Annotated in this window: 18 protein-coding genes; 5 read left to right on the forward strand and 13 right to left on the reverse strand. The window is 37.2% G+C overall.

What is annotated here, in order from left to right; all coding sequences use genetic code 11:
- Positions 1-152 precede the first annotated feature (152 nt).
- Both FEE95_RS08675 and FEE95_RS08680 read left to right on the forward strand, forming a co-directional pair.
- Positions 153-2,318, forward strand: a complete 2,166-nt coding sequence (locus tag FEE95_RS08675; RefSeq protein WP_138657467.1) for a S9 family peptidase — start codon at positions 153-155, stop codon at positions 2,316-2,318.
- An 18-nt stretch (positions 2,319-2,336) separates the two neighbouring features.
- Positions 2,337-3,902 (forward strand): peptide MFS transporter, encoded by a 1,566-nt coding sequence (locus tag FEE95_RS08680; protein ID WP_138657468.1) that lies wholly within the window; start codon positions 2,337-2,339, stop codon positions 3,900-3,902.
- Positions 3,903-3,907: 5 nt separating this feature from the next.
- On the opposite strand, the gene FEE95_RS08685 is transcribed toward FEE95_RS08680, so the two are convergent.
- The 5 genes from FEE95_RS08685 to surE all read right to left on the reverse strand — a co-directional run bounded on the left by FEE95_RS08685 (position 3,908) and on the right by surE (position 8,915).
- Complete coding sequence (locus FEE95_RS08685; protein WP_138657469.1) at positions 3,908-5,920, reverse strand: ComEC/Rec2 family competence protein; 2,013 nt, start codon at positions 5,918-5,920, stop codon at positions 3,908-3,910.
- Between the two features lie 41 nt (positions 5,921-5,961).
- Entirely contained in the window at positions 5,962-6,543 is a 582-nt protein-coding gene (locus tag FEE95_RS08690; protein ID WP_138657470.1) for a C40 family peptidase, read from the reverse strand.
- 119 nt (positions 6,544-6,662) lie between these two features.
- Positions 6,663-7,775, reverse strand: a complete 1,113-nt coding sequence (gene lpxB, locus FEE95_RS08695) for a lipid-A-disaccharide synthase (RefSeq protein ID WP_138657471.1) — start codon at positions 7,773-7,775, stop codon at positions 6,663-6,665.
- A gap of 86 nt (positions 7,776-7,861) precedes the next feature.
- Complete coding sequence (locus FEE95_RS08700) at positions 7,862-8,143, reverse strand: hypothetical protein (protein ID WP_138657472.1); 282 nt, start codon at positions 8,141-8,143, stop codon at positions 7,862-7,864.
- Positions 8,136-8,915, reverse strand: coding sequence for a 5'/3'-nucleotidase SurE (gene surE, locus FEE95_RS08705; RefSeq protein WP_138657473.1), 780 nt, complete (start codon positions 8,913-8,915; stop codon positions 8,136-8,138). Before surE ends, FEE95_RS08700 begins: the two co-directional genes overlap by 8 nt.
- Before the next feature lie 201 nt (positions 8,916-9,116).
- Between surE and FEE95_RS08710 the strand changes: the two genes are divergently transcribed.
- Positions 9,117-11,264, forward strand: a complete 2,148-nt coding sequence (locus FEE95_RS08710; RefSeq protein WP_138657474.1) for a carboxy terminal-processing peptidase — start codon at positions 9,117-9,119, stop codon at positions 11,262-11,264.
- Positions 11,265-11,339: 75 nt separating this feature from the next.
- Here FEE95_RS08710 and msrA read toward each other — a convergent pair whose 3' ends face one another.
- Entirely contained in the window at positions 11,340-11,891 is a 552-nt protein-coding gene (gene msrA / locus FEE95_RS08715; protein WP_138657475.1) for a peptide-methionine (S)-S-oxide reductase MsrA, read from the reverse strand.
- Positions 11,884-12,345 (reverse strand): peptide-methionine (R)-S-oxide reductase MsrB, encoded by a 462-nt coding sequence (gene msrB / locus FEE95_RS08720; protein ID WP_138657476.1) that lies wholly within the window; start codon positions 12,343-12,345, stop codon positions 11,884-11,886. The genes msrA and msrB overlap by 8 nt, the downstream gene beginning before the upstream one ends.
- A 160-nt stretch (positions 12,346-12,505) precedes the next feature.
- Here msrB and FEE95_RS08725 point away from each other — a divergent pair, with 160 nt between their 5' ends.
- Entirely contained in the window at positions 12,506-13,318 is an 813-nt protein-coding gene (locus FEE95_RS08725) for a DNA/RNA non-specific endonuclease (RefSeq protein ID WP_138657477.1), read from the forward strand.
- On the opposite strand, the gene rodA is transcribed toward FEE95_RS08725, so the two are convergent.
- The 6 genes from rodA to FEE95_RS08760 all read right to left on the reverse strand — a co-directional run bounded on the left by rodA (position 13,315) and on the right by FEE95_RS08760 (position 21,211).
- The gene (rodA, locus tag FEE95_RS08730; protein ID WP_138657478.1) at positions 13,315-14,598 is read right to left on the reverse strand and encodes a rod shape-determining protein RodA; all 1,284 of its coding nucleotides are present in this window, start codon (positions 14,596-14,598) and stop codon (positions 13,315-13,317) included. The genes FEE95_RS08725 and rodA overlap by 4 nt on opposite strands.
- A 6-nt stretch (positions 14,599-14,604) precedes the next feature.
- Positions 14,605-16,521, reverse strand: coding sequence for a penicillin-binding protein 2 (gene mrdA / locus FEE95_RS08735; RefSeq protein ID WP_138657479.1), 1,917 nt, complete (start codon positions 16,519-16,521; stop codon positions 14,605-14,607).
- A 601-nt stretch (positions 16,522-17,122) separates the two neighbouring features.
- On the reverse strand, positions 17,123-17,941 hold the full coding sequence (mreC, locus tag FEE95_RS08745) for a rod shape-determining protein MreC (RefSeq protein ID WP_138657481.1): 819 nt from the start codon (positions 17,939-17,941) through the stop codon (positions 17,123-17,125).
- An 87-nt stretch (positions 17,942-18,028) separates the two neighbouring features.
- Positions 18,029-19,057, reverse strand: coding sequence for a rod shape-determining protein (locus tag FEE95_RS08750; protein ID WP_138657482.1), 1,029 nt, complete (start codon positions 19,055-19,057; stop codon positions 18,029-18,031).
- A 65-nt stretch (positions 19,058-19,122) separates the two neighbouring features.
- Positions 19,123-20,652 carry a bifunctional phosphoribosylaminoimidazolecarboxamide formyltransferase/IMP cyclohydrolase gene (gene purH, locus FEE95_RS08755; RefSeq protein ID WP_138657483.1) on the reverse strand — a complete coding sequence of 510 codons (1,530 nt, stop codon included), beginning with the start codon at positions 20,650-20,652 and terminating at the stop codon, positions 19,123-19,125.
- Between the two features lie 106 nt (positions 20,653-20,758).
- The gene (locus FEE95_RS08760; RefSeq protein ID WP_138657484.1) at positions 20,759-21,211 is read right to left on the reverse strand and encodes a GAF domain-containing protein; all 453 of its coding nucleotides are present in this window, start codon (positions 21,209-21,211) and stop codon (positions 20,759-20,761) included.
- A gap of 127 nt (positions 21,212-21,338) precedes the next feature.
- Between FEE95_RS08760 and FEE95_RS08765 the strand changes: the two genes are divergently transcribed.
- A complete protein-coding gene (locus FEE95_RS08765) occupies positions 21,339-21,755 on the forward strand; it encodes an HYC_CC_PP family protein (protein ID WP_238474531.1) in 417 nt (138 codons plus the stop codon).
- The last annotated feature ends 102 nt before the right edge of the window (positions 21,756-21,857 follow it).

Raw genomic sequence — 21,857 nt, forward strand, 5'->3', positions numbered from 1 at the left:
TTAGATTCGTAAAGATACATATAAACAGGTCTGTGGTCAAAAAACGGAATACGAGTCGCTTTGTCCGAAACTTGTTTCTTTTTTAGGTGAAAGGGCTGATTTTTGTATAATTATTAGTAAACTTGAAAGATTTAACGCATTCATGTTGATTTATGAGAAAATATAACATTTTGTTCTTTTCAATAGTCGCATTTTCAGCAACTATTTTTGCCCAAACAAAACAAATTACTGTTGAGGAAATTTATCGTGGAGCCTTTCAAACTGAAGGTATGCAAGCACTACGTTCTATGAAAAATGGAAAGCAGTATACCATCTTAAATCAAGATAGAACTACTGGCAATACAAGCTTAGATAAATACGATTACAAAACTTTAGCCAAGGTTGAAACTATAGTTTCTTCAGAAAGTCTTGAAGGTCTTGACAAATTTGATTCTTACGAATTTACAAACGACGAAGCAAAACTGTTGTTGGCTACAGAGATTGAGCCAATTTTTAGACGTTCAAAGCTTGGTATCTACTATGTTTATGATTTGGAAGGGAAAAGTCTGACTAAAATCTCAGAAACTAAAATTCAAGAACCATCGATTTCTCCTGATGGAAAAATGGTAGCCTATGTTGCGGATAACAACTTATATCTGTTTGATATGGCCTCTAAGAATACTTCGAAACTTACTTCGGACGGAGAAAAGAATAAAATCATCAACGGAATCACAGATTGGGTATATGAAGAGGAATTCGCTTTGGTCAAAGCTTACGAGTGGAATTCTGACGGAAGTAAAATCGCTTTCTTAAGATTTGATGAAACCAATGTTCCAGAGTTTTCAATGGATGTTTATGGAACAGGATTATATCAAAAACCTCATGTGTTTAAATATCCCAAGGCTGGGGAAGAAAATGCAATAGTCACCCTGCACATGTTAGATGTGAAGTCAAGGGAAATTTCAAAAGTTGATTTGGGTAAACCATATTATATACCGAGGATTAAATGGATGAATAATCCTAATAAGTTGAGCGTGCAGACGATTAATAGACACCAAGACCATTTAAAATTGCATGCGGTTGATACTAAAAATAATACTGTCGAAATTTTATTGGAGGAAACCGATAAAGCATATGTTGATATAACTGATAATCTTACCTTTTTAGCAGACGATAGTTTTATATGGACAAGCGAGGAGGATGGCTGGAATCATATCTATTTATACAGTGAAGAAGGACCATTGATGAATCAAATCACAAAAGGAAATTGGGAAGTCACAAAGTATTACGGTTATGACCAAAATGAAGATCGTATTTACTATCAGTCCTCAGAAAATGGTTCAATCAACCGCGGTGTATACAGCATTTCAAGTTCAGGGAAGGATAAAAAAGCACTCACCGCTAAAGCAGGTACTAATTCTGCAGATTTCAGTGCTGACTTCACTTACTTTATTAACACCTATTCAAGCACTACTACACCTAATACCTATTCCTTACACAATGCATTGAGTGGTAAAAAAGTTAAAGATATCATTGATAACTCAGGTCTTTCCGAAAAACTAAAAGGCTATACTATGAGTAAAAAAGAGTTCTCAACCATTTCAATAAGTGGTAATGATTTGAATATGTACATGATAAAACCCAAAGAATTTGATGCGGCAAAAAAGTACCCGCTATTTATGTATCAATACAGTGGTCCTGGATCTCAAAATGTATCAAATCGTTGGAACGGCGCTAATGATTATTGGCATCAAATGTTAGTTTCAGAAGGGTATATTGTGGCTTGTGTTGATGGAAGAGGAACAGGATTAAAAGGACGAGATTTTAAAAAGGTTACCCAAAAAGAGTTAGGCAAATTCGAAGTAGAAGACCAAATTGCAGCTGCAAAAAAGTTAAGTGAACTTCCATATATTGATGAAAAACGAACCGGTATTTGGGGTTGGAGCTATGGTGGTTTTATGTCTACCAATTGTTTACTAAAAGGGAACGATGTTTTTGAAACGGCCATTGCAGTTGCACCCGTTACCTCTTGGCGTTTTTATGATACAATATACACAGAACGCTATATGCAAACACCACAGGAAAATGCTAACGGATATGATGATAACTCACCTTTCAACTACCCTGAATTGTTGAAAGGAAGGTATTTGTTAGTCCATGGTTCAGGAGATGATAACGTCCACGTTCAGAACAGTATGCGGATGATTGAAGCTCTGATTCAAGCGAATAAACAATTCGAATGGGCCATTTATCCTGATAGAAATCACGGTATATACGGTGGAAATACGCGCATTCAACTGTACAATAAAATGACCAATTTTATTAAATCTAACTTATAAACCAAATCCAACTTAATTATGGCAGACGCATTAAAACCAGCGCATCAAAAAGAACTTTTTGGACATCCTGTGGGGCTTTATGTCCTTTTCTTTACAGAGATGTGGGAACGTTTTTCTTATTATGGAATGAGGGCTTTGTTGACCCTATATATGACGGCCAAAACCTTAGAAAATGACCCTCAGAGCGGATTAGGGTGGACCACTACTGAAGCTCTCGCATTATACGGTTGGTATACCATGTTGGTCTATGTTATGAGTATTCCAGGTGGTTTTATCGCTGACCGATTAATTGGTCAAAAAAAGGCAGTGACGATTGGAGCAGTTTTATTGACTGCTGGTCATGGGGTTCTAGCAATTGACGCCATTTGGGCATATTATGCAGGTTTAGGACTTGTAATTCTTGGCGTCGGGATGTTAAAACCAAATATTTCTACTATGGTTGGTGGTTTATACAAGCAGAATGATATTAGACGGGATAAAGGGTTTAGTATTTTTTATGTTGGAATAAATTTAGGTTCGTTTACGGCGTCACTTTCGGTTGGTTTAGTTGCTGCCCTTTACGGCTGGCACTATGGTTTTGGTTTGGCAGGTATAGGAATGTTGTTAGGTTTGTTAGTCTATCTATATGGGCAACGATTTTTGACGCATGTAGGCAACGCGCCAACGGTAGAAGAGAAATCCTCAGACGTTAGTTTGGCTACCTTGTTTTCCCAACTTTTCAAGTCACCCTTACAATTAGGAATAGTTGCTGTAATGTTGGCTTTTTCAGTATATGCAGGTTTTACCTTTGAAGGTCCTGATAATTGGGGTTATGGAGTACTTTTCATAGTGTTATCCCTTATTACTGGTTTGATGATGATGATTTATAAAAACCTTAATGGACAAGTAGAGAAAGATAGATATGTTGTACTTCTTTTATCATTATTAATGGTACTGGTTTTTTGGGGATGTTTTGAACAGATGGGTGGATTGATGAATCTTTATGCCGAAGAGAAAACAAATAGAATGTTTATGGGTTGGGAGGTCCCAGCTGCTTGGTTTCAAGGAGCAAATGCAGGTTTCATAATTTTGTTTGCTGTTTTGGTTGCTAATTTTTGGGCCAGAAGAAAGTTAAAAGGAAAAGAAGCCTCTTCCTTATTTAAAATGGCCATAGGAGTTATCATAATGGGAGTTGGTTTTGTATATATGGTCTTTGCATCACTACAATATGAAGCAAACGGAAGCTCGGCGATGTATTGGTTGGTACTTGCCTACTTATTTCATACGTTGGGAGAGCTATGTTTGTCTCCTGTTTCACTATCGTTTTTCACAAAATTGGCTCCAGCTAGATATATGGCCCTTATGATGGGTGTTTATTGGGCAGCAACGGGATTGGGAAATAAAGTTGCAGGAGTTATTGGTGAGAAATCAGTTCAGGCCGGTGAGCTAAAGGTTTTTGGGGGATTGTTCATTTTTGCCGTAGTTTTTGGTATTCTTGTGATACTTTTATTAAAACCTCTCAAGAGACTAACACATGGAGCTGAGGATAAAGAGACCCTTATTCATGACGATGAAACCGAAGGATTCGAATTATCTGATCATTAAATCATTTACTCAAAATAATAAGCTCCCTTTTCACCCGTATAGTGAAAAGGGAGCTTTCTTTTAGCACAAGTCTTTCTCCAACGTGCTATGTAACTTCGATAATTGCTTCCGTCAGCAATAATTTGTTTTGGCTGTACAGAATCGATTAAACGTTCCAAATTGATTTTTGGGGATTGTGTAAGCAGGATATAATCGTGATTTCCTGAAGGATAAATTCCCAGACTGTCAATCATAAGAATCGTTTTGTTTCTCCATGTATAGCCGTTTTGTAAATCGGGAAACAGGATGTCTTGGATACGCTTCGCAACTTCATAATCTTTAACTATGGCTGAAGCACTTATGCTGTCTGAGGTGGTAACATTAAGTTGATATCCGGATTGATAGAGTAAAACAGAATTTTTACTGCGATGGGCTAGGAGTAGGATCTGCGTATTTCGGGTTTTATAGGATGTGTAGATTGTCCAAAGTTGAAAGCTCATGATACATACTAGAAATAGAGCAAGACGTTTAAAATTTATCCGCGTAAACAGCATGAGGAGACTGATAATAATTCCATAGGAAAGAAGTAATTGCATCGTATCAAAAGAGATGTCTTTAAAAACAAAAGCTTCTTGTTGTGCTACCCACTCGATTATTGAATTCATTAATCCAATTACACCGTTATAGAATTCAGCTAACCATTGCGGAAGCATATCAAAAAGTGCCAGCATTACTATTAAGATTCCCATTCCTAAAATCAATCCCATTGCGGGAACGATAATCAAATTGGATATAAAGAACAGGCCGGGAAACTGATGAAAATAAAACAAGCTTATCGGTAATACGCCCAATTGCGCAGCAACACTAACTGAAAGTAGCTGCCAAATTTTACGGATGATTTTGTTCTTTGGAGACCATAATTGTTGCAGCATGGGGTATATCCAAACAATGGCAAGAACCGCCGCATAACTCATTTGGAAGCCTACTTGAAAAAGAAGCATGGGGTTTATCAGCAGTAAAATCGCAAACATTGATAAGGCGAGAATATTAAAGGTATTGCTAGGTCGATTTAAATAAAGCGCATAAGCAACAAAAGAAAACATAGTAACCGCGCGAACTATTGAAGCTGAGAAACCAGCCAGCAAAGCAAAACACCAAAGTAGAAGAACTAATACGATAAGCTTGATGGTTTTTCCTTTTGGGAGTCGCTCTAAGGGCCTCAGTAAAAATTGTAACAGCAGGAGAAGAATCCCTATATGCAATCCGGAAACAGCTAAAATATGGACAGCACCAGCATTTTTATAGTTGTTGTAGGTTTCCTTTGAAAGGTCATCGCGTTGCCCAAGAAGTAAAGCTTGAATAATACTCAATTCTTCTTTTCCAAAATTAGCTTTTTGGAGCTTGGAAATGATTTTATTTCGAACCGATGCGGCAATTCCGTAGATAGTTTTCGAGGAATTCTCATTAACAAAATGATTTGTGCTATCTAACTGAATTTGATGATAGATTCCCATATTTGCCAAATAAGATTGATAATCAAACTGATGTGGGTTTAATGGTGGTTTTATTTCGGAAAGCTTCCTAAATATGAAAAGCTCATCATCTACTTGAAATTTGACCGTACCTGAATCTCTATATAGATTCATAACTAGCTTTCCAGAGACCTTTTTTTCATCCATAGAAAATATATTCCCCATATACCTATCCGAATAAAGATTAGACTTTAAAACTTCCCGAACTTTTACTTTCCAGAGATATGTTTCTTCAAGATTTTGATGTGTGTAATGGTCTTTTTGGTTTTTAGGTTGCCAAAGGGATACCGAAAGAATTCCCAAAAATATTGTGGTCAGTAGGGTCGTCAATCCGAAAGAAATGGAGTTTCTATTAGTCTGTTTACTCAATAGAAACCCAAGAAAAGCAATAAGAATTAGAGTTGAAAATAAGACATGGTAAATCGCGAAGTCAAAATAATGTCCAATCAAAATACCTGTAACAAGACACAGCGTAAGCTTAATAGGAACAAATTTCAGAAGAGCCATTTAACGTAATTTCTTACACTAAATGTAGTCAAAAAAGAAAACTATAAGACACGAGTGGCCTTTACGAATGCGTTATTCCAAAAACCCTCGCGTAATGAAGAGACTATAACCCCTCTTGAAGAAGAAGCATGAATAAATTTCACTTCATCGCCTTTTACTGAAACGACCATGCCTACATGATTAATTCTTCTCGCCTGTTTTTTGGTTTTAAAAAAGAGCAAGTCTCCTTTTTCAACTTTATTGATTCGCACGCGTTTTCCTTTTTCTGCCATATTATAGGATACTCGTGGTAATTGTACGTCATGTTCACCGAAAGAAACATAAAGAAGTCCTGAGCAATCCATTCCTTTTTTCGTTGTTCCACCGTATTTGTATCGTGTTCCTGAAAAGGTCAATGCAGTATTGATAATGTTATCGGCGGGTGATAAAGCAGTAGGTCTTTCTTTTCGTGTTCTGGGTGCTCTAGTAAGAGAAACTTCTTTTGAAGGAGCAACGCTAACGGTACGTTTTTTTGAAGTTTTACCGTAAGTCGTTTTCTTTTTAACAGCACCGCAACTTGCGATTAACAATACCAACAAAAGGTACCCGAATTTATGTAGATGCAAAGCGTTCCTAATGCCCATGCCTTCAAAATTAAATAAATATTTTAGAAAAGTGCGTTCTTATCGGGCTATTAAAAAAGGGTTGCCTCTAAATAGTGGAACGGGACTTTCTGAAATTCTATTGTGTTGGGAAGTTTTTCTCAGCTATTATTTGTAACAATTAATTCTGCAGCTTTAACACTTGCGCCTTGACCTCCTAGCATTTTTTCCAGTTCCTCATAAGAGGCTAGTTGCTGGTTTCGAAAATCTCCGCTGAGTATTTTGTTTAATTCGGCTTTCAAATTTTCGGTAGTCAACTCTTCTTGAATTAGTTCCTTGACGACTTCTTTTTTCATAATGAGATTAACCAGAGAAATATGATCAAGTGTTACGATGCGTTTGGCGATTTGATACGATATCCAATTTGCCTTGTAGCAGACCACTTGCGGAACTTTAAAAATAGCAGTTTCTAAGGTAGCTGTGCCACTAGTTACCAATGCAGCATGGGCAATGTTCAAAATATCATAGGTTTTGTTTGAAACAAAACTGATATTCGGATTTTTTAAGAACGGTGCATAAAAATCACCATCCAAACTCGGAGCTCCCGCAATGACAAATTCATAGTCCGCAAACTCGCCGGTAAGAGATAACATTAAGATTAACATTTTTTGCACCTCTTGCTTTCGACTTCCAGGAAGCAACGCGATTATTGGTTTTTCAGGATGGAGATTGTTAGAAGTTCGAAAATCTTGTTCGTCAATTTCGGATCGATTGGCTACTGCATCTAACAAAGGGTGACCCACAAAATGCACAGGAAAGTCATGTTTTGCATAAAATTCCTTTTCAAAGGGAAGGATAACATACATGAAATCTATATCACGCTTTATTTTTTCAATGCGGCCCTCACGGGAAGCCCAAATCTGAGGAGATATATAGTAGTTCGTGCTGAAATTATATGTCTTGGCCCATTTTGCGATGCGCAAATTGAATCCTGAATAATCAATAAAAATAATCTTATGAGGATTGAACTCGTAAATATCCTTTTTACAAAACTTAATGTTCTTAGAAATTGTAAGGATATTTAGCAGAACTTCAAGAAAACCCATGAAGGCCATTTCTTTGTAGTGCTTAACCAAAGTACCTCCAGCAGCTTGCATCAAATCACCACCCCAACAGCGAATCTCTGCTTTTGGGTCTTCGGCTTTCAATGCCTTGATGAGATTTGAACCGTGTAAATCTCCTGAAGCTTCTCCTGCTATGATGTAGTACTTCATTTATTATTTGTTTCTTAAAGAGCTTGGTGCTAGATGCATGGTGTTTGATGAATTGATTTTATGCATCGAGCACCAAACATCTTGCCCTAAAAAACTTTATAATATAAAATAACCAAAGCGGTAATAATTGTGGCAATCAAAACTCCCTTGGCCCTATTATCTCTTCGAATTCTCAAAAACAAGAAAAAGGCAACTAGATTCAAAATAGCACCTAGCGCTAAGAGGCTTCCAAGGTGGCCTTGTTGAATGGCTGCTTGAAAAGTTTCTGTTATTCCCAAATCCGAAAATAATAGAATGTATAAAAGTGTACCGATGGTATTCGCAATAATACCCACTGCGAATCCTATTAAAAGTTCTTTCTTATGCATTTAGGTTCCAGTTATTTATATTCTGTATGGCGTGATGCGCGGTTAGGTCGAATTGGGTTGGTACTATCGAAATATAACCGTTTGCCAAGGCCCATTCATCTGTATCTTCCCCTTTGTCTAAAAGCTCAAACTCTCCGGTTAGCCAATAGTAATCTTTGCCCATTGGATTAGTACGTTTGTCGAATTTCTCTTTCCAATTGGCGCGAGCTTGTCGGCAAATTTTGATTCCCTTGAAATCTTTCGCTTCTAATTTGGGAATGTTGACATTTAAAACGACCCCGGGAGGAATTCCATTTAAAAGTGCCTCCCTGACAATTTTTTTAATACTTTCTCCTGCAGGTTCAAAATCTGCGTTCCAAGAATAATCACAAAGCGAGAAGCCGATTGCAGGAACCCCTTCAATGCCAGCTTCAATAGCGGCACTCATAGTTCCTGAATAAATAACATTAATTGAAGAATTTGAACCATGATTTATACCGCTAACACAGATATCAGGTTTTCGGTCTAAAAGCTCTTGAAGTGCCATTTTAACACAATCCGCCGGAGTTCCGCTACAACTATATTCCTCGTTGGCACCATTTTCCAAATCGATTTTCATTCTTTTAGAATACAGAGCGATATCCAAAGTTATAGCGTGCCCTTTACCTGATTGTGGACTGTCTGGTGCCACAACCACGACATCACCGATTTCATTCATATAACGGACCAAAGCTCTAAGGCCAGGGGCAGTAATTCCGTCATCATTTGTTACAAGAATCAAAGGTTTCGACAAAGTGTATAATTTAAGTTGTAAAAATACGTTTAAAAAAAGATATCTATTCGATCGTATTCAACAAAAAAATGGGGCTTTGCTCCATACTGGCACGGTTTTTTCAGTATCTTAGAGAATCTATTGAAGTATAGGTCACACATTGAGTTTTACTTTGATATATTTTATTTCACATCGATTAAATTACATAGTAAACAGAATTTTATGAAGAAGAATTTCGCTTATGGCTTATTTGCATTGTTAATTGCGGTTGCTTCATGCAGCTTTACAAATAAGACCTTTGAAAATGATGATAAAGATAAATTGTTGATTGACTTAATCACTTATGTTTTGTCAAAAGGACATTATGAACCCAAAGATATTGATGACGATTTTTCAGTGAATGTCTTCGAGGATTTTATTGATGTCATTGATCCCACAAAACGGTATTTTTTAGAATCTGACATCAAAGAGTTTGAGCAGCAAAAATTTCAAATAGATGACCAGATTAAAAATACCGACATCACGTTTTTTAATGTTGTACACGATCGTTTGGTGCAACGAATGACCGACGCGCAAGCAATTTACCAAGAAGTGCTTGAACAGCCTTTTGATTATTCAAAAGAGGAAACAATTGACATAGCTTATGATAAAATGTCTTTCGCTACTTCTAGAGATGAGTTGAAAGAACGTTGGAGACAACAGCTGAAATATGCTACACTAAATACTTATGACTCCAAGATTTCGCATGCATATGAAGATGGGGAAACTGCCAAGGCTCATGGTCATGCTGAAAATGAAAAGGCAATGTCTGTGGAGGAGGCCGAATCATCCTCTAGAGAATCTACAAGAAAAACATTAGCTGAATTTTTCGATTTTGTTGATGATTTAGAACGTAAAGATTGGTTTGTTCAGTATATTAATACTATTGTGGATGAGTTTGACCCACATACGTATTATTTCGCGCCTGATGATAAAGACAAGTTCGACGCAAGTATGTCAGGTAAATTTGAAGGAATTGGTGCTCGTTTACAGAAAAAGCCTGAAGGAGCTAAAATAACCGATATCATATCTGGAGGGCCTGTTTGGAGAGATTCACGTTTAGAAGTAGGTGATCTCATTATGAAAGTAGGTCAAGATGGTGAAGAGCCTGTTGATATTGTTGGTATGCGTTTAGATGATGCTATTAAAATGATTAAAGGACCCGAAGGTACAGTTGTTGATTTAACGGTACGAAAGATAGATGGTTCACAAGAGGTTATATCTTTGACTAGAGATGTTGTTGAGCTGGAGGAGTCTTTTGCTAAGTCGGCGAATATCAAGAAAGAAAATCAAAAATTCGGACTAATTCACTTACCCAAGTTCTATGTAGACTTTGATGACTACAGTGAGCGCAATGCTGCAACCGATGTAGCAAAGGAAGTGGAGCGATTAAAGCAAGAAGGTGTTGAAGGTTTGATTTTAGATCTTCGCGATAATGGTGGAGGTTCTTTGAAAACTGTTGTAGAAATGGGCGGACTTTTTATAAAGGATGGCCCAATTGTTCAAGTGCAATCATCAGGAAAAGATAAGGATGTATATGATGATAAAGATGAACGTATACAATGGGATGGTCCACTCGTAATATTAGTTAACGAGCTTTCTGCTTCTGCCTCTGAAATTTTAGCTGCTGCTATGCAAGATTATAAAAGAGCTGTTGTTATAGGAAGTAAACAGACTTTTGGAAAAGGAACAGTTCAAAATGTTATTGATCTGAATAATATTGTTCGAAGCAACGAAAACGGTGATTTGGGCGCTTTGAAATTGACGACCCAGAAGTTTTATAGAATAAACGGAGGCTCTACACAATTGGAAGGTGTTAAAAGTGATGTAGTGGTTCCAGACAAGTACAGTTATATTGATATCGGAGAAAGAGATCAATCAAACCCTTTGAAATGGGATAAAATTACTCCGGCAGAATACGACTTTTGGGATGGCTATATCGATTATGATCAAACTATCGCAAATAGCACGAAGCGAATGGCTGCTAATCCTCAAATAAAACTGATTGAGGAGAATGCACAATGGATCAAGTCTCAGCAAGATGAAACTGTGATTTCCTTGAACTATGAAGCCTATAAAAGTGAAAAGGAAAAAGACAACAAGAAGTCTGACTATTTCAAGAAGATGAATGATTATGATTCTAAACTTACCTTCGAATCATTGAAGTATGAGCAAGAGCTATTTACTCAAGACTCGGTTTTACGTGAAAAGAGAAATCGTTGGCACAAGAATTTGGCTAAGGATGTTTATGTTGAAGAAGCGGTTAATGTGCTGCAAGATTTGAAAATCAACAACATTAAAAATGGTAAATTGGCCAGCGTAAAAGGATAATTTCTATAAGGATATACATAAAAAAAGCCCCGCTCAATGAGCGGGGCTTTTTTTATAGAAGTTTAAGAAGGATTGTCAACTTGAAACTTTCCTCAATTTACTTGCATGCATCTTGCGAAGCTTTGCAAGCTTGGGAGTAATAACAGCACTACAATACCCCTGTGATTTATTATTAGCGTAGTAGTCTTGATGATATTCCTCCGCATCATAAAATACACCAAGCGGACTGATTTCCGTTACGATAGGGTCTTCAAAGTAGGATGTCATTTCTTTCAACACCAGTTCTGAGACTTCCTTTTGTTTTTCATTATGGTAGTAGATTACCGAACGGTATTGCGTACCCACGTCACCACCTTGTCTATTTAAGGTTGTTGGGTCATGACTGGTCATAAAAACTTCTAAAATATCACGAAACGAAATTACCTCGGCATCGAAAGATACCTGAATTACTTCTGCATGGCCTGTTAGGCCTGAGCAAACTTCACGATAGGTTGGTTTACCTGGTGCAATTCCACCAGTGTATCCCGATATTATTTTTTCGATACCATTGATTTGCTGAAAAACTGCTTCAACACACCAAAAACATCCACCACCAATAGTTGCAATTTCTAAACTTTTATTATCCATTATTTACCTCCTCTTTTTCAATAATCATAGATTCTGAATTGATACAATAACGCAATCCGCTTGGTTCGGGTCCATCTGGGAAAACATGTCCTAAATGTCCATCGCAGGTATTGCACATGACTTCTACGCGGACCATACCGAATGCGGTATCCTTCTCGTATTGAATCGCATTTTCTTTAATTGGCTCGGTGAAACTTGGCCATCCAGTTCCTGACTCGAATTTAATCGACGAATCAAACAATGGTGTGCCGCAGCAAACACAATTGTATTTTCCGGTGTCGTGAATGTGACACAATTCTCCGGAGTGTGGTCTTTCAGTCCCTTTGAGCCGCGTAATTCTAAATTGTTCTGGTGTCAAAATTTCTCGCCACTCAGCTTCTGCTTTTTCCACTCGAGTATCAGGGCTAGGGTTTCCTTTTGTTGCAAAATGAATAACATCTTTCCATGTAAGCATAATCTTTTTCCTTTCTTTTTTAGTCGGATTTATAGATAAACAAATCCCCATCCAAGGTAAAAAAAGTAAATGGGGAAATACAATTTATTAGTCGAAATTTAGGCTAATATCTTACAGGATTATCAGAAGGATTTCCATTGAAATTACAGTAAATTTGGCCATGCGAAAAAGTGTAAAAAACCGAACAATCTATACGGTATTGTTATTGATTTGTCTTGTGGGCTTTTGGCTCTTCGAAAATTTCTACACACCGGATACCTATACTTCTCCTGACGGACAAAGTATACAAACAGATATGCCTTCTTATGTGCTTCCGACATCGACAACGGGTGCAATTGTTAATCATGACTACTATTCACTTTCGTACAATGAGCCGTTTGAACAAGCGGAATGGGTGGCTTATCCTTTAGAAAAGAAGCATTTGACTTATGATGACCGCAAGCGACCCTATTTTATAGAAGATCCTAAGGTAAAAACGAAATCTGCGGATTGGCGAAATTATAAGGGCTCAGGATATGACAGAGGACATCTCTGCCCAGCAGGAGATCGACGTTTTTCTGAGTATGCTTACAACGAAACCTTTTATACGAGTAATATAAGTCCGCAGAATAGAGAGTTTAATGCAGGGGTCTGGAATCAATTAGAAATAAAAACACGTCAATGGGTAAAGAAAAATGGTACCCATTTCATTATTACAGGAGGTGTTCTTGAAAGTGGCTTAGATGAGATAGGAGAGGAAGGTGTTGATGTTCCTCGTTACTATTATAAAATAATTGCTAAAGGAAGTTCGAAAGATTTAAAGGCAATTGCATTTTTAATGCAGAACCGGCCTAGTAACAAATCCATCAAACAATTTGTTGTAAGCATTGATGAAATAGAAAAACGAACTGGAATAGATTTTTTCAGTGAACTACCGGATGAAGCAGAGGATAAGTTAGAAAGCAAAATTCGGATTCAGAATTGGAAGTTTTAAATACCCTCTTTTAAACGATTTGAATCAAGCTTCAAGAAGATAAACAACAAGATTGTAAAGAACAGGAGTCCTGAGCCACCATAACTAAAAAATGGTAGTGGAATACCAATAGTGGGAAGTATTCCGATTACCATTCCGATGTTTATGAAATAGTGAATAAACAGGATTGAGATTACCCCGTACCCGTACATGCGACTAAACGGATTCTTCTGTCGTTCTGCCAAATAAACAAGTCGCAAAAGCATCAAAGTGAAAAGTAAAACTACTGTTGTAGTTCCTACAAACCCCCATTCTTCACCCACGGTGCTAAAAATGTAATCAGTTTCCTGTTCGGGTACAAAATCTCCTTTTGTACGGGTTCCTTCTAAAAAGCCTTTTCCAAAGAAACCACCGGACTCAATTGCTTTTTCAGACTGGTAGGTGTTGTACCCTATAGTTTTTCTAATTTTCTCTAACTTTACTGGGTCTTTTTCTAAGCGAAGCCATAAGCTGAAACGGTCGCGGTGCCGTTGTTCAAAAACATTATTGAACACAAAATTTACGGATAAGGAAAAGAGTATTGCTATTACAGCAATTGAAATCATTGGAAAAACTGGCACTTTAAAAGTCTTTCTTTTTAACAACAAGAAAAGAACAATAAATAAGGCTAGAAATATACTTACCCATATTGTTCCGAACATAAGTGTTGTAATAAAAACCAAAACGGCTAGAAATGCAAAACCAAGATAATATAGGGGTAGTCCTTCTCGGAAGATAACGAATACCATTGCGAAAAATACCAAGGCACTACCAGGATCCGGTTGCGGAACAATCAATATTACTGGGATTAGAAGTACCAAAAAGGCATATAGTTGGTCTTTTCTTCGTTTTATATCGGTTTGTATATCACTTAGGTATTTTGCCAGCGCAAGTGCTGTGGCGACTTTGGCCAACTCCGAGGGCTGTAAGTTGAAAAAGCCAAGGTCATACCATGAGGTAGCCCCAGCAATCGTCTTTCCGAAAGGATAGAGACCTAAAAGCAAAACCATCGCTATGATGTAAAGAACACTTGAAAATCGTTCATAGAAACTAGCTTCGAGGGCGAGAACTAGAATAATCGCACCAAAAGTTACTCCAATAAAAAATAGTTGTTTGCCATGAAGTGTGCTAAAATCAAAAATCGAAAGATTCTCATCGGTAAATGTACTGGAATAGATATTTACCCACCCTATCGTTAGAAGTGCTAGATAAATAAAAACGGTAAGCCAATCGATACGTTTTAGGACACTTTTGCCAGCCATGCGAATTTATTTAGAAGGGTTTTCCTCCGTTTTTGGTTTTATGGCATGTAAACTCCTCCAATTGTATTCATTGATTTTGAAAGGTTCACCACTATAGGGCTTGGCATATTCGGACTCTAAAGTTGTTGATAACATAACCTTTTCAAGGTCCTTTCTAGTGATTTCCCTTTTAATATATTTCTCAATTAGCAAGGATGCGATATGACCGGCATATCGACCTCCATAATATCCATTTTCAATAAATACTGCAATAGCAATCTTGGGATTCTCGACGGGCGCAAATGCGACAAAAACAGAATGGTCGGTCAATTGCGTCTTAACACTATCGATAATGGTAAAGTTTTCAACGGTTCCTGTTTTTCCGGCAATTTCGATATCAGGTATTTGTACGTATTCTGCTGTACCTTTTTTGTATACATCTGCCATTCCTCTGATAACAGGATCAAAGTGTTTTTTGTCAATGGTAGTATGCTTTGGTTTGACAAAGTCGGGAATGCTAATGTCAGTTCCAGCAACTTTCTTGATTACATGTGGCGTGAAGTAGTGACCTCGATTAGCAATAGCTGCAGTCATGTTGGCTAATTGAATTGGCGTCACAGAAACTTCTCCTTGCCCAATAGAGTTCGAAATAATATAAGATGAAGACCAACGATTATCCCCGTACCATTTGTCATAATATTCTTTGGTAGGAATTCTACCTTTTCTACCAGTATGGAGATCTGAACCTAAATAATCTCCGAGACCGAAACTTTTGATGTGCTTAGACCACACATCTTGGGCCTCGTCGGTAGTGGTATATTTTTCATATATTTTTCGAAAGGTATTTGCAAAATATGCGTTACACGATTTATAAATACCCACGTTCATATTTCTAGTACCGCCACCACAATGACAACCTCGAAGTGTTCTACCCACATAGAAACCATTATAACACTTGAAACTTGTACTCGGAACTATTACCCCTTCTTGTAATGCGACTAAAGCATTAAGAGTCTTAAATGGAGACCCTGGAGAAGCCTCGGCTAAAATTGATCGATCGAAAGTTGGTTTGGAAATCGTATCATAGTGCAGTTTGCTGTAGTTTTTAGAACGTTTTCGCCCTACCAATAATGATGGTTCATAAGTCGGACCTGAAATCATGGTTAAGATTTCCCCCGAGCTAGGTTCTATTGCTACGATTCCTCCGCGCTTTCCATGCATCAAGCGTTCACCATATTCTTGTAGTTCTTTGTCTATGGTAATATGAATCTCTTTTCCTTGGACAGGCTGTACGTCCAAAACGCCATCTTTGTATTTACCAATATCCCTATTAAACCTATCTTTTTGAATGTATTGTACGCCTTTGCTCCCTCTTAGGGTATCTTCATATACTTTTTCGATTCCAGTTCGACCAGTCAACTCTCCCTGTACATAGTTTGGGTTTTTGGCCAAATCACGTTCATTAACCTCACTAATATACCCTAAGACATTTGCAGAGGCGTTGGTCGCATAGTATCGGAGAGAACGTTTTTGAATGTAGAACCCAGGGTATCGGCGCATTTTTTCCTGTAACCGCGCATAATCTTGTTTGGAAAGTTGAGGAACCAAAACAGACGGGAGTCTTGGAGAATATATTCGTGCCCTTCTTAGTTCCTTTTTGAATTTTTCTTTTTCAATATCCAGCAATTGACAGAATTCAAGTGTATCAAGGGCTTTTACCTCTCTCGGAATTACCATGACATCATAGGCCGGATCGTTTCCCACTAATAGTTTACCATACCTATCATAAATATAACCTCGCTCTGGGTAGTCGTAGATTGCTTTAATAGCAGGATCTTCCATTAATTGATCTGCAGAAAAACTAAATATTTGCAAATAGGAAAGTCTCCCTATAAAAGTGAGTCCTATAATTACAATAATCGATGAAAGTAGAAGTTTTTTCATCTTTTTGTTTTAAGCTTTTTTTTAGAGGTCAGATGTAACCTTAGATAATTAAAAACATCATTCCCACTTATGTTAACTATTTTTTTAATCATGTCGATTTCATTCTTTTCTTACGCTAAAAAGAGAACCAAATAATAAACAAAGTACCAAGGTAGCTGCACTAATTGAGACAACTTTTTTCAAAATTAATAGCAAATTAGAAAAGCTGAAAATCTCCAGAGTAAAGAAAACCAAGTGGTGTACTACTATTAATAACGCTAAAAATGTGAATTGTTGTACCCTCGTCGCATTACCTAATTTGAAACTTTGAAACTCATAGTTCACACCAAAAACAAAACGCATTATTGCTGGTCTCAGATAAGCTATAGTTATGGTTGATGCAGCATTAATTGCCATGGTATCTGAAAAGAAATCAATTGAAAGGCCTAACAAAAAACTAAGCCCGATAAACGCAGCTCTATTTTGTTTGATAGGATACCAATACAAAAATAAGATGTATACCATCGGATTGATAAACCCAAAAAAGTTCAACCTATTGAATACAAGAACCTGCACTAAAACAAGTAGCGCAAATCGAATAACATTGATGAAGTATGAATTACTAATCATTACTTTCGGTCTCTTCTTGTAATTCTATAATTTCTTCTCTATCCGTATTACTCACGATATATACATTTTTGATATTTGTCATATCATTGAATAGGGCAACCTCAATATTCCAAAAGCTCTTTGAGTCATTGAGGTCAAACTTTTTAATAGTTCCTATGGGAACATTTTCAGGAAAAATACTGCTCATGCCTCCAGTTACAATGGTGTCACCAATAACCAACGGCACTAGACGTGGAATATCTACTAATTGAACTGTATTATAGTTGCTAGCATTCCAGGTTAGGGAGCCGAAATTATTCGTGTTTTTTAGTTTAGCATTGATATTCGAATTCTCGTTTAGGATACTTTGTACAGTAGCATGTTTTTTCGATACGTTTTCTACTATTCCAAGAATGCCTTCTGGGGTAATAATACCCATATCAGGCTTAACACTATCCTTTCTTCCTTTATTTATAGTTATATAATTACGTTGATTGGCGTAGCTGTTTTTTATGACTTGGCCTGAAGTAACGGTATAAGTCATTAGAACAGAATCCAACTGAACCGCAATAGAATCTTTTTTATTAAACAGTTGGTGGCGAAGCCACTCGTTTTCTTCAACTAATTTTTTGTTTTCCTTTTCTAAATCAAAGTAGGAGGTAATACCATAAGAGGTTTCATAGATATTTCCCGTAATCCAGCTTGAAGAGTTAAAAAAACTTGATTGATGGTAAGAATGCGATTGAATTGTAAAACCCAAAGAGACGATCATCAAAAAGATATAAAGAATGAAATTCTTATACCGTAAGATAAAGTTGATAATCTGCTGCATGCATCTTTAATTTTATGCGATGTTATCTAGAAGATAAAATCTATAAAAACGTAGGTAATAGTCAATCAGGGTTTTGGTTTGAAACTCCTATTTGATTAAAATACTCTTGTAGCGTTCTAAGTTTTTAAGGGCGATACCAGTACCTCTAACAACCGCTCTTAAGGGGTCCTCGGCTATATACACAGGTAGATCAGTTTTTTGTGATAGTCTTCTGTCTAAGCCACGTAACATAGAACCTCCGCCGGCTAAATAAATACCGGTATTATAAATATCAGCCGCTAACTCTGGTGGTGTTTGTGATAAGGTTTCCATAACCGCATCTTCAACACGTAGAATAGATTTATCCAACGCCTTCGCTATTTCACGATAGGAAATCTGAACTTGTTTTGGTTTTCCTGTCAACAAATCACGCCCTTGTACTGACTTCTCATCTGGAGGTGTTTGTAAGTCTTCCGTTGCCGAACCAATTTCGATTTTGATATTCTCAGCTGTACTTTCGCCAACATACAAGTTGTGTTGTGTACGCATGTAGTAAATGATATCATTGGTGAAAACATCACCTGCAATTTTGACGGACTTGTCGCAAACAATTCCGCCCAAGGCAATAACCGCGATTTCTGTAGTTCCACCACCTATGTCAACGATCATGTTTCCTTTTGGCTGCATGATATCTAATCCGATACCAATTGCTGCTGCCATTGGTTCGTGAATCAAGTAAACTTCTTTACCATTTACACGTTCAGCGGATTCCTTTACCGCTCGCATTTCCACTTCTGTAATTCCTGAAGGAATACAAATCACCATTCGTAATGCAGGTGGGAACCATTTCTTTTTTAGAGCGGGAATGTTTTTGATAAACATATTGATCATCTTTTCAGATGCATCAAAATCTGCAATTACCCCATCTTTAAGAGGTCGAATCGTTTTTATGTTTTCATGAGTTTTACCTTGCATCATGTTAGCTTCTTTGCCAACTGCAATGATTTTACCAGAAATGCGGTCTCTGGCAACAATCGACGGACTGTCAACAACGACTTTGTCCATGTGAATGATTAGAGTGTTCGCGGTACCTAAATCGATCGCGATTTCCTCGGTCAAGAAATCAAAAAATCCCATTATTAATTCGTTTGGTTATGTTACATGTATGCGTGGGGTGCATTTCATCGACAAAAGTAGTAAAATTAATGCTTGAAATGACGTGTGCCTGTCATTACCATGGCAACACCATTTTCATTGCAATAATCAATACTTAATTGGTCTTTTATCGATCCGCCCGGTTGTATAACGCATGAAATACCACTTTTATGCGCAATTTCTACACAATCTGGAAAAGGGAAGAAAGCATCACTCGCCATAACCGCTCCTTCAAGGTCGAAGTTAAAAGACTTTGCCTTGTGAATAGCCTGATTTAAGGCGTCTACACGAGATGTTTGTCCTGTGCCACTAGCACATAATTGCTTGTTTTTAGCTAGAACAATTGTGTTAGATTTGGTATGCTTACATAGTTTAGAGGCAAAAATCAAATCTTCAATTTCTTCAGCTGAAGGTTCTTTGGTAGTCACTTTAGTTAGGTCTTCTGGAGTATCGGTTTTATGGTCTTTTTCTTGCAATAGCATTCCATTCAAACAAGTTCTTACAATCATTTCAGGCATTTCCACATCGTTTTGAATCAAAATGATGCGATTTTTCTTGCCCTTTAGAATTTCTAAAGCGTCTTCAGCATAGCTTGGTGCGATTACTACTTCGCAAAATAACTTGTGGATTTCTTCAGCAGTTGCTTTATCGATTTCTTTATTACTGATTAGTACACCACCAAAAGCCGAAACTGGGTCTCCTGCAAGTGCATCTATGTAAGCCTGATGTAAGTTGTCTCTTTGAGCTAATCCACATGCATTATTGTGTTTAAGAATGGCAAAAGTGGGCTCGTCGTTTTTGAATTCAAGCATTAAATTTACCGCGGCATCAACATCGAGAAGGTTATTGTACGAAAGCTCTTTTCCATGAATTTTAGAAAACATAGCATCGAAGTCTCCGAAGAAGAATCCTTTTTGATGTGGATTTTCTCCATAACGTAAAACCTTCCCATTTGTCTCACTAACTTTTAAGGCGGCTAACTCGTGGTTTTTATTGAAATAGTTGAAAATTGCAGTATCGTAATGTGAAGAAACATTAAAGGATTTTGCAGCAAATCGTTTGCGGTCCTCAAGAGTGGTACTTCCGTTTCCAGAGGAAATCAAATCTAAAACTTCGCTATAATCCTCCATGGAAGAAACACAGAGGACATCTTTGTAATTTTTAGCTGCGGCACGGATTAATGAAATACCACCAATATCGATTTTTTCAATTATGTCTTGCTCGGATGCTCCACTGGCAACGGTTTTTTCAAATGGATATAAATCAACAATAACAATGTCTAATTGGGGTATTTCGAATTCCTCAAGTTGGGCGACATCACCTTCATGGTCTTGACGATTTAAAATACCTCCAAAAACTTTGGGATGCAATGTCTTTACTCTTCCTCCAAGAATAGAAGGATAACTAGTCACATCTTCAACGGGCACCACATCAATGCCTAAATCTTTGATAAATTTCTCGGTTCCACCTGTTGAGTATATGGTGATTCCGAGTTCATCAAATTTACGGACAATAGGTTCTAATCCGTCTTTGTGAAATACTGAAATTAAGGCTGAAGTGGCTTTTTTGATGCTCATTTTTTATGTGCTAGTGGTTACGTTTATAAGCACACAAAAATACTTTTTTTGTTGCGAAAAAATCCGTCAGGTTATCAACAATAGAGCTAAAGTTTTGAACTGTTTATTATAAAATACCCGCCACTTTTTCATTCACGAATTCCAAAAATCGTTCATCGGCTTCTGTAAAGGGATCAGGGGTATTGGAATCAATATCGATTTGGCCCACATTTTCGCCATTCACAAATAGGGGAATTACAATTTCGGACTTTACCGTAATACTGCAAGCAATGTAGTTATCTTGAGCCTGTACGTCAGGCACAACAAAGTTTTCGTTAGAAACGGCTACCTGTCCACATATGCCTTTTCCAAAAGGAATTATCGTATGGTCTGTAGGTTCCCCAACATAGGGTCCCAATTTTAGTTCTGGCTTATCTCCATTCTTAAAATAAAAACCTACCCAATCGTAGTAGTCAATATTCGCATTGAGAAGTTGACATATTTGTAGTAAGCGTTCTTCAACACTGCTAGATTTTTGGGTTATTATTTCAGTTACTTGTGGTTTTAATTTTTCAAACATAGGAGCAATTAATTCACTTCAAAAGTGGAATTTTTAAAGAAAAATTACAATACGATTCGACTTAAATATTCGTTAAGATAAAAACGGTTTTTACAAAGCCAAGTAACTATTTCGTAATTTTGCACTAATGCAAGAAGTATTTCATAAAATAATGTCGATTATAATGGCACTTTTGCTTTTGCTTTCCACAGTTTCGTGGAAGGTTGAAAAGCACTATTGCATGGGGCGCTTAATGGATGTTGCCTTATTCACTGATGTAGATACTTGTGGCATGGATATGCCTATGTCGATGGATGATGAGAACCTTGGAGAAACCGAAAACTCTTGTTGTGATAATGAGGTGGTTTTTGTAGAAGGTCAAGATGATTTGAAGATTTCTTTTAATGATTTAGATGTGGAGCAGCAATCTTTTCTGGTTGCTTTTACTCATACATATTTACATTCTTTACAAAATGTAAAGGAACAACCCGTTCCGCACAAACTATACCCTCCACCCATTTTGGTCAAGGACATTCAGTTGCTTGACGAAGTTTTTCTAATTTGATTTATTGTCATTCCCGTGAAGACGGGAATCTATTTTCGGTTTAAACTCCAAAAGATGCTATAAACTTGGTATTGGAGGAGTTAATCGAACAATTTTCCCTTC

This window comes from Maribacter algarum (ex Zhang et al. 2020), from assembly GCF_005885635.1.
Lineage (GTDB): Bacteria > Bacteroidota > Bacteroidia > Flavobacteriales > Flavobacteriaceae > Maribacter_C > Maribacter_C algarum.

Coding starts and splice junctions, on each gene's coding strand:
- FEE95_RS08760 (WP_138657484.1), bottom strand. CDS start 21,211: ATGTTTGAAAAATTAAAACCACAAGTAACTGAAATAATAACCCAAAAA.
- msrA (WP_138657475.1), bottom strand. CDS start 11,891: ATGGATAATAAAAGTTTAGAAATTGCAACTATTGGTGGTGGATGTTTT.
- mreC (WP_138657481.1), bottom strand. CDS start 17,941: ATGCAGCAGATTATCAACTTTATCTTACGGTATAAGAATTTCATTCTT.
- FEE95_RS08680 (WP_138657468.1), top strand. CDS start 2,337: ATGGCAGACGCATTAAAACCAGCGCATCAAAAAGAACTTTTTGGACAT.
- FEE95_RS08710 (WP_138657474.1), top strand. CDS start 9,117: ATGAAGAAGAATTTCGCTTATGGCTTATTTGCATTGTTAATTGCGGTT.
- msrB (WP_138657476.1), bottom strand. CDS start 12,345: ATGCTTACATGGAAAGATGTTATTCATTTTGCAACAAAAGGAAACCCT.
- mrdA (WP_138657479.1), bottom strand. CDS start 16,521: ATGAAAAAACTTCTACTTTCATCGATTATTGTAATTATAGGACTCACT.
- FEE95_RS08675 (WP_138657467.1), top strand. CDS start 153: ATGAGAAAATATAACATTTTGTTCTTTTCAATAGTCGCATTTTCAGCA.
- FEE95_RS08750 (WP_138657482.1), bottom strand. CDS start 19,057: ATGGGATTTTTTGATTTCTTGACCGAGGAAATCGCGATCGATTTAGGT.
- FEE95_RS08765 (WP_238474531.1), top strand. CDS start 21,339: ATGCAAGAAGTATTTCATAAAATAATGTCGATTATAATGGCACTTTTG.
- FEE95_RS08725 (WP_138657477.1), top strand. CDS start 12,506: ATGCGAAAAAGTGTAAAAAACCGAACAATCTATACGGTATTGTTATTG.
- lpxB (WP_138657471.1), bottom strand. CDS start 7,775: ATGAAGTACTACATCATAGCAGGAGAAGCTTCAGGAGATTTACACGGT.
- rodA (WP_138657478.1), bottom strand. CDS start 14,598: ATGGCTGGCAAAAGTGTCCTAAAACGTATCGATTGGCTTACCGTTTTT.
- FEE95_RS08700 (WP_138657472.1), bottom strand. CDS start 8,143: ATGCATAAGAAAGAACTTTTAATAGGATTCGCAGTGGGTATTATTGCG.
- FEE95_RS08690 (WP_138657470.1), bottom strand. CDS start 6,543: ATGGGCATTAGGAACGCTTTGCATCTACATAAATTCGGGTACCTTTTG.
- purH (WP_138657483.1), bottom strand. CDS start 20,652: ATGAGCATCAAAAAAGCCACTTCAGCCTTAATTTCAGTATTTCACAAA.
- FEE95_RS08685 (WP_138657469.1), bottom strand. CDS start 5,920: ATGGCTCTTCTGAAATTTGTTCCTATTAAGCTTACGCTGTGTCTTGTT.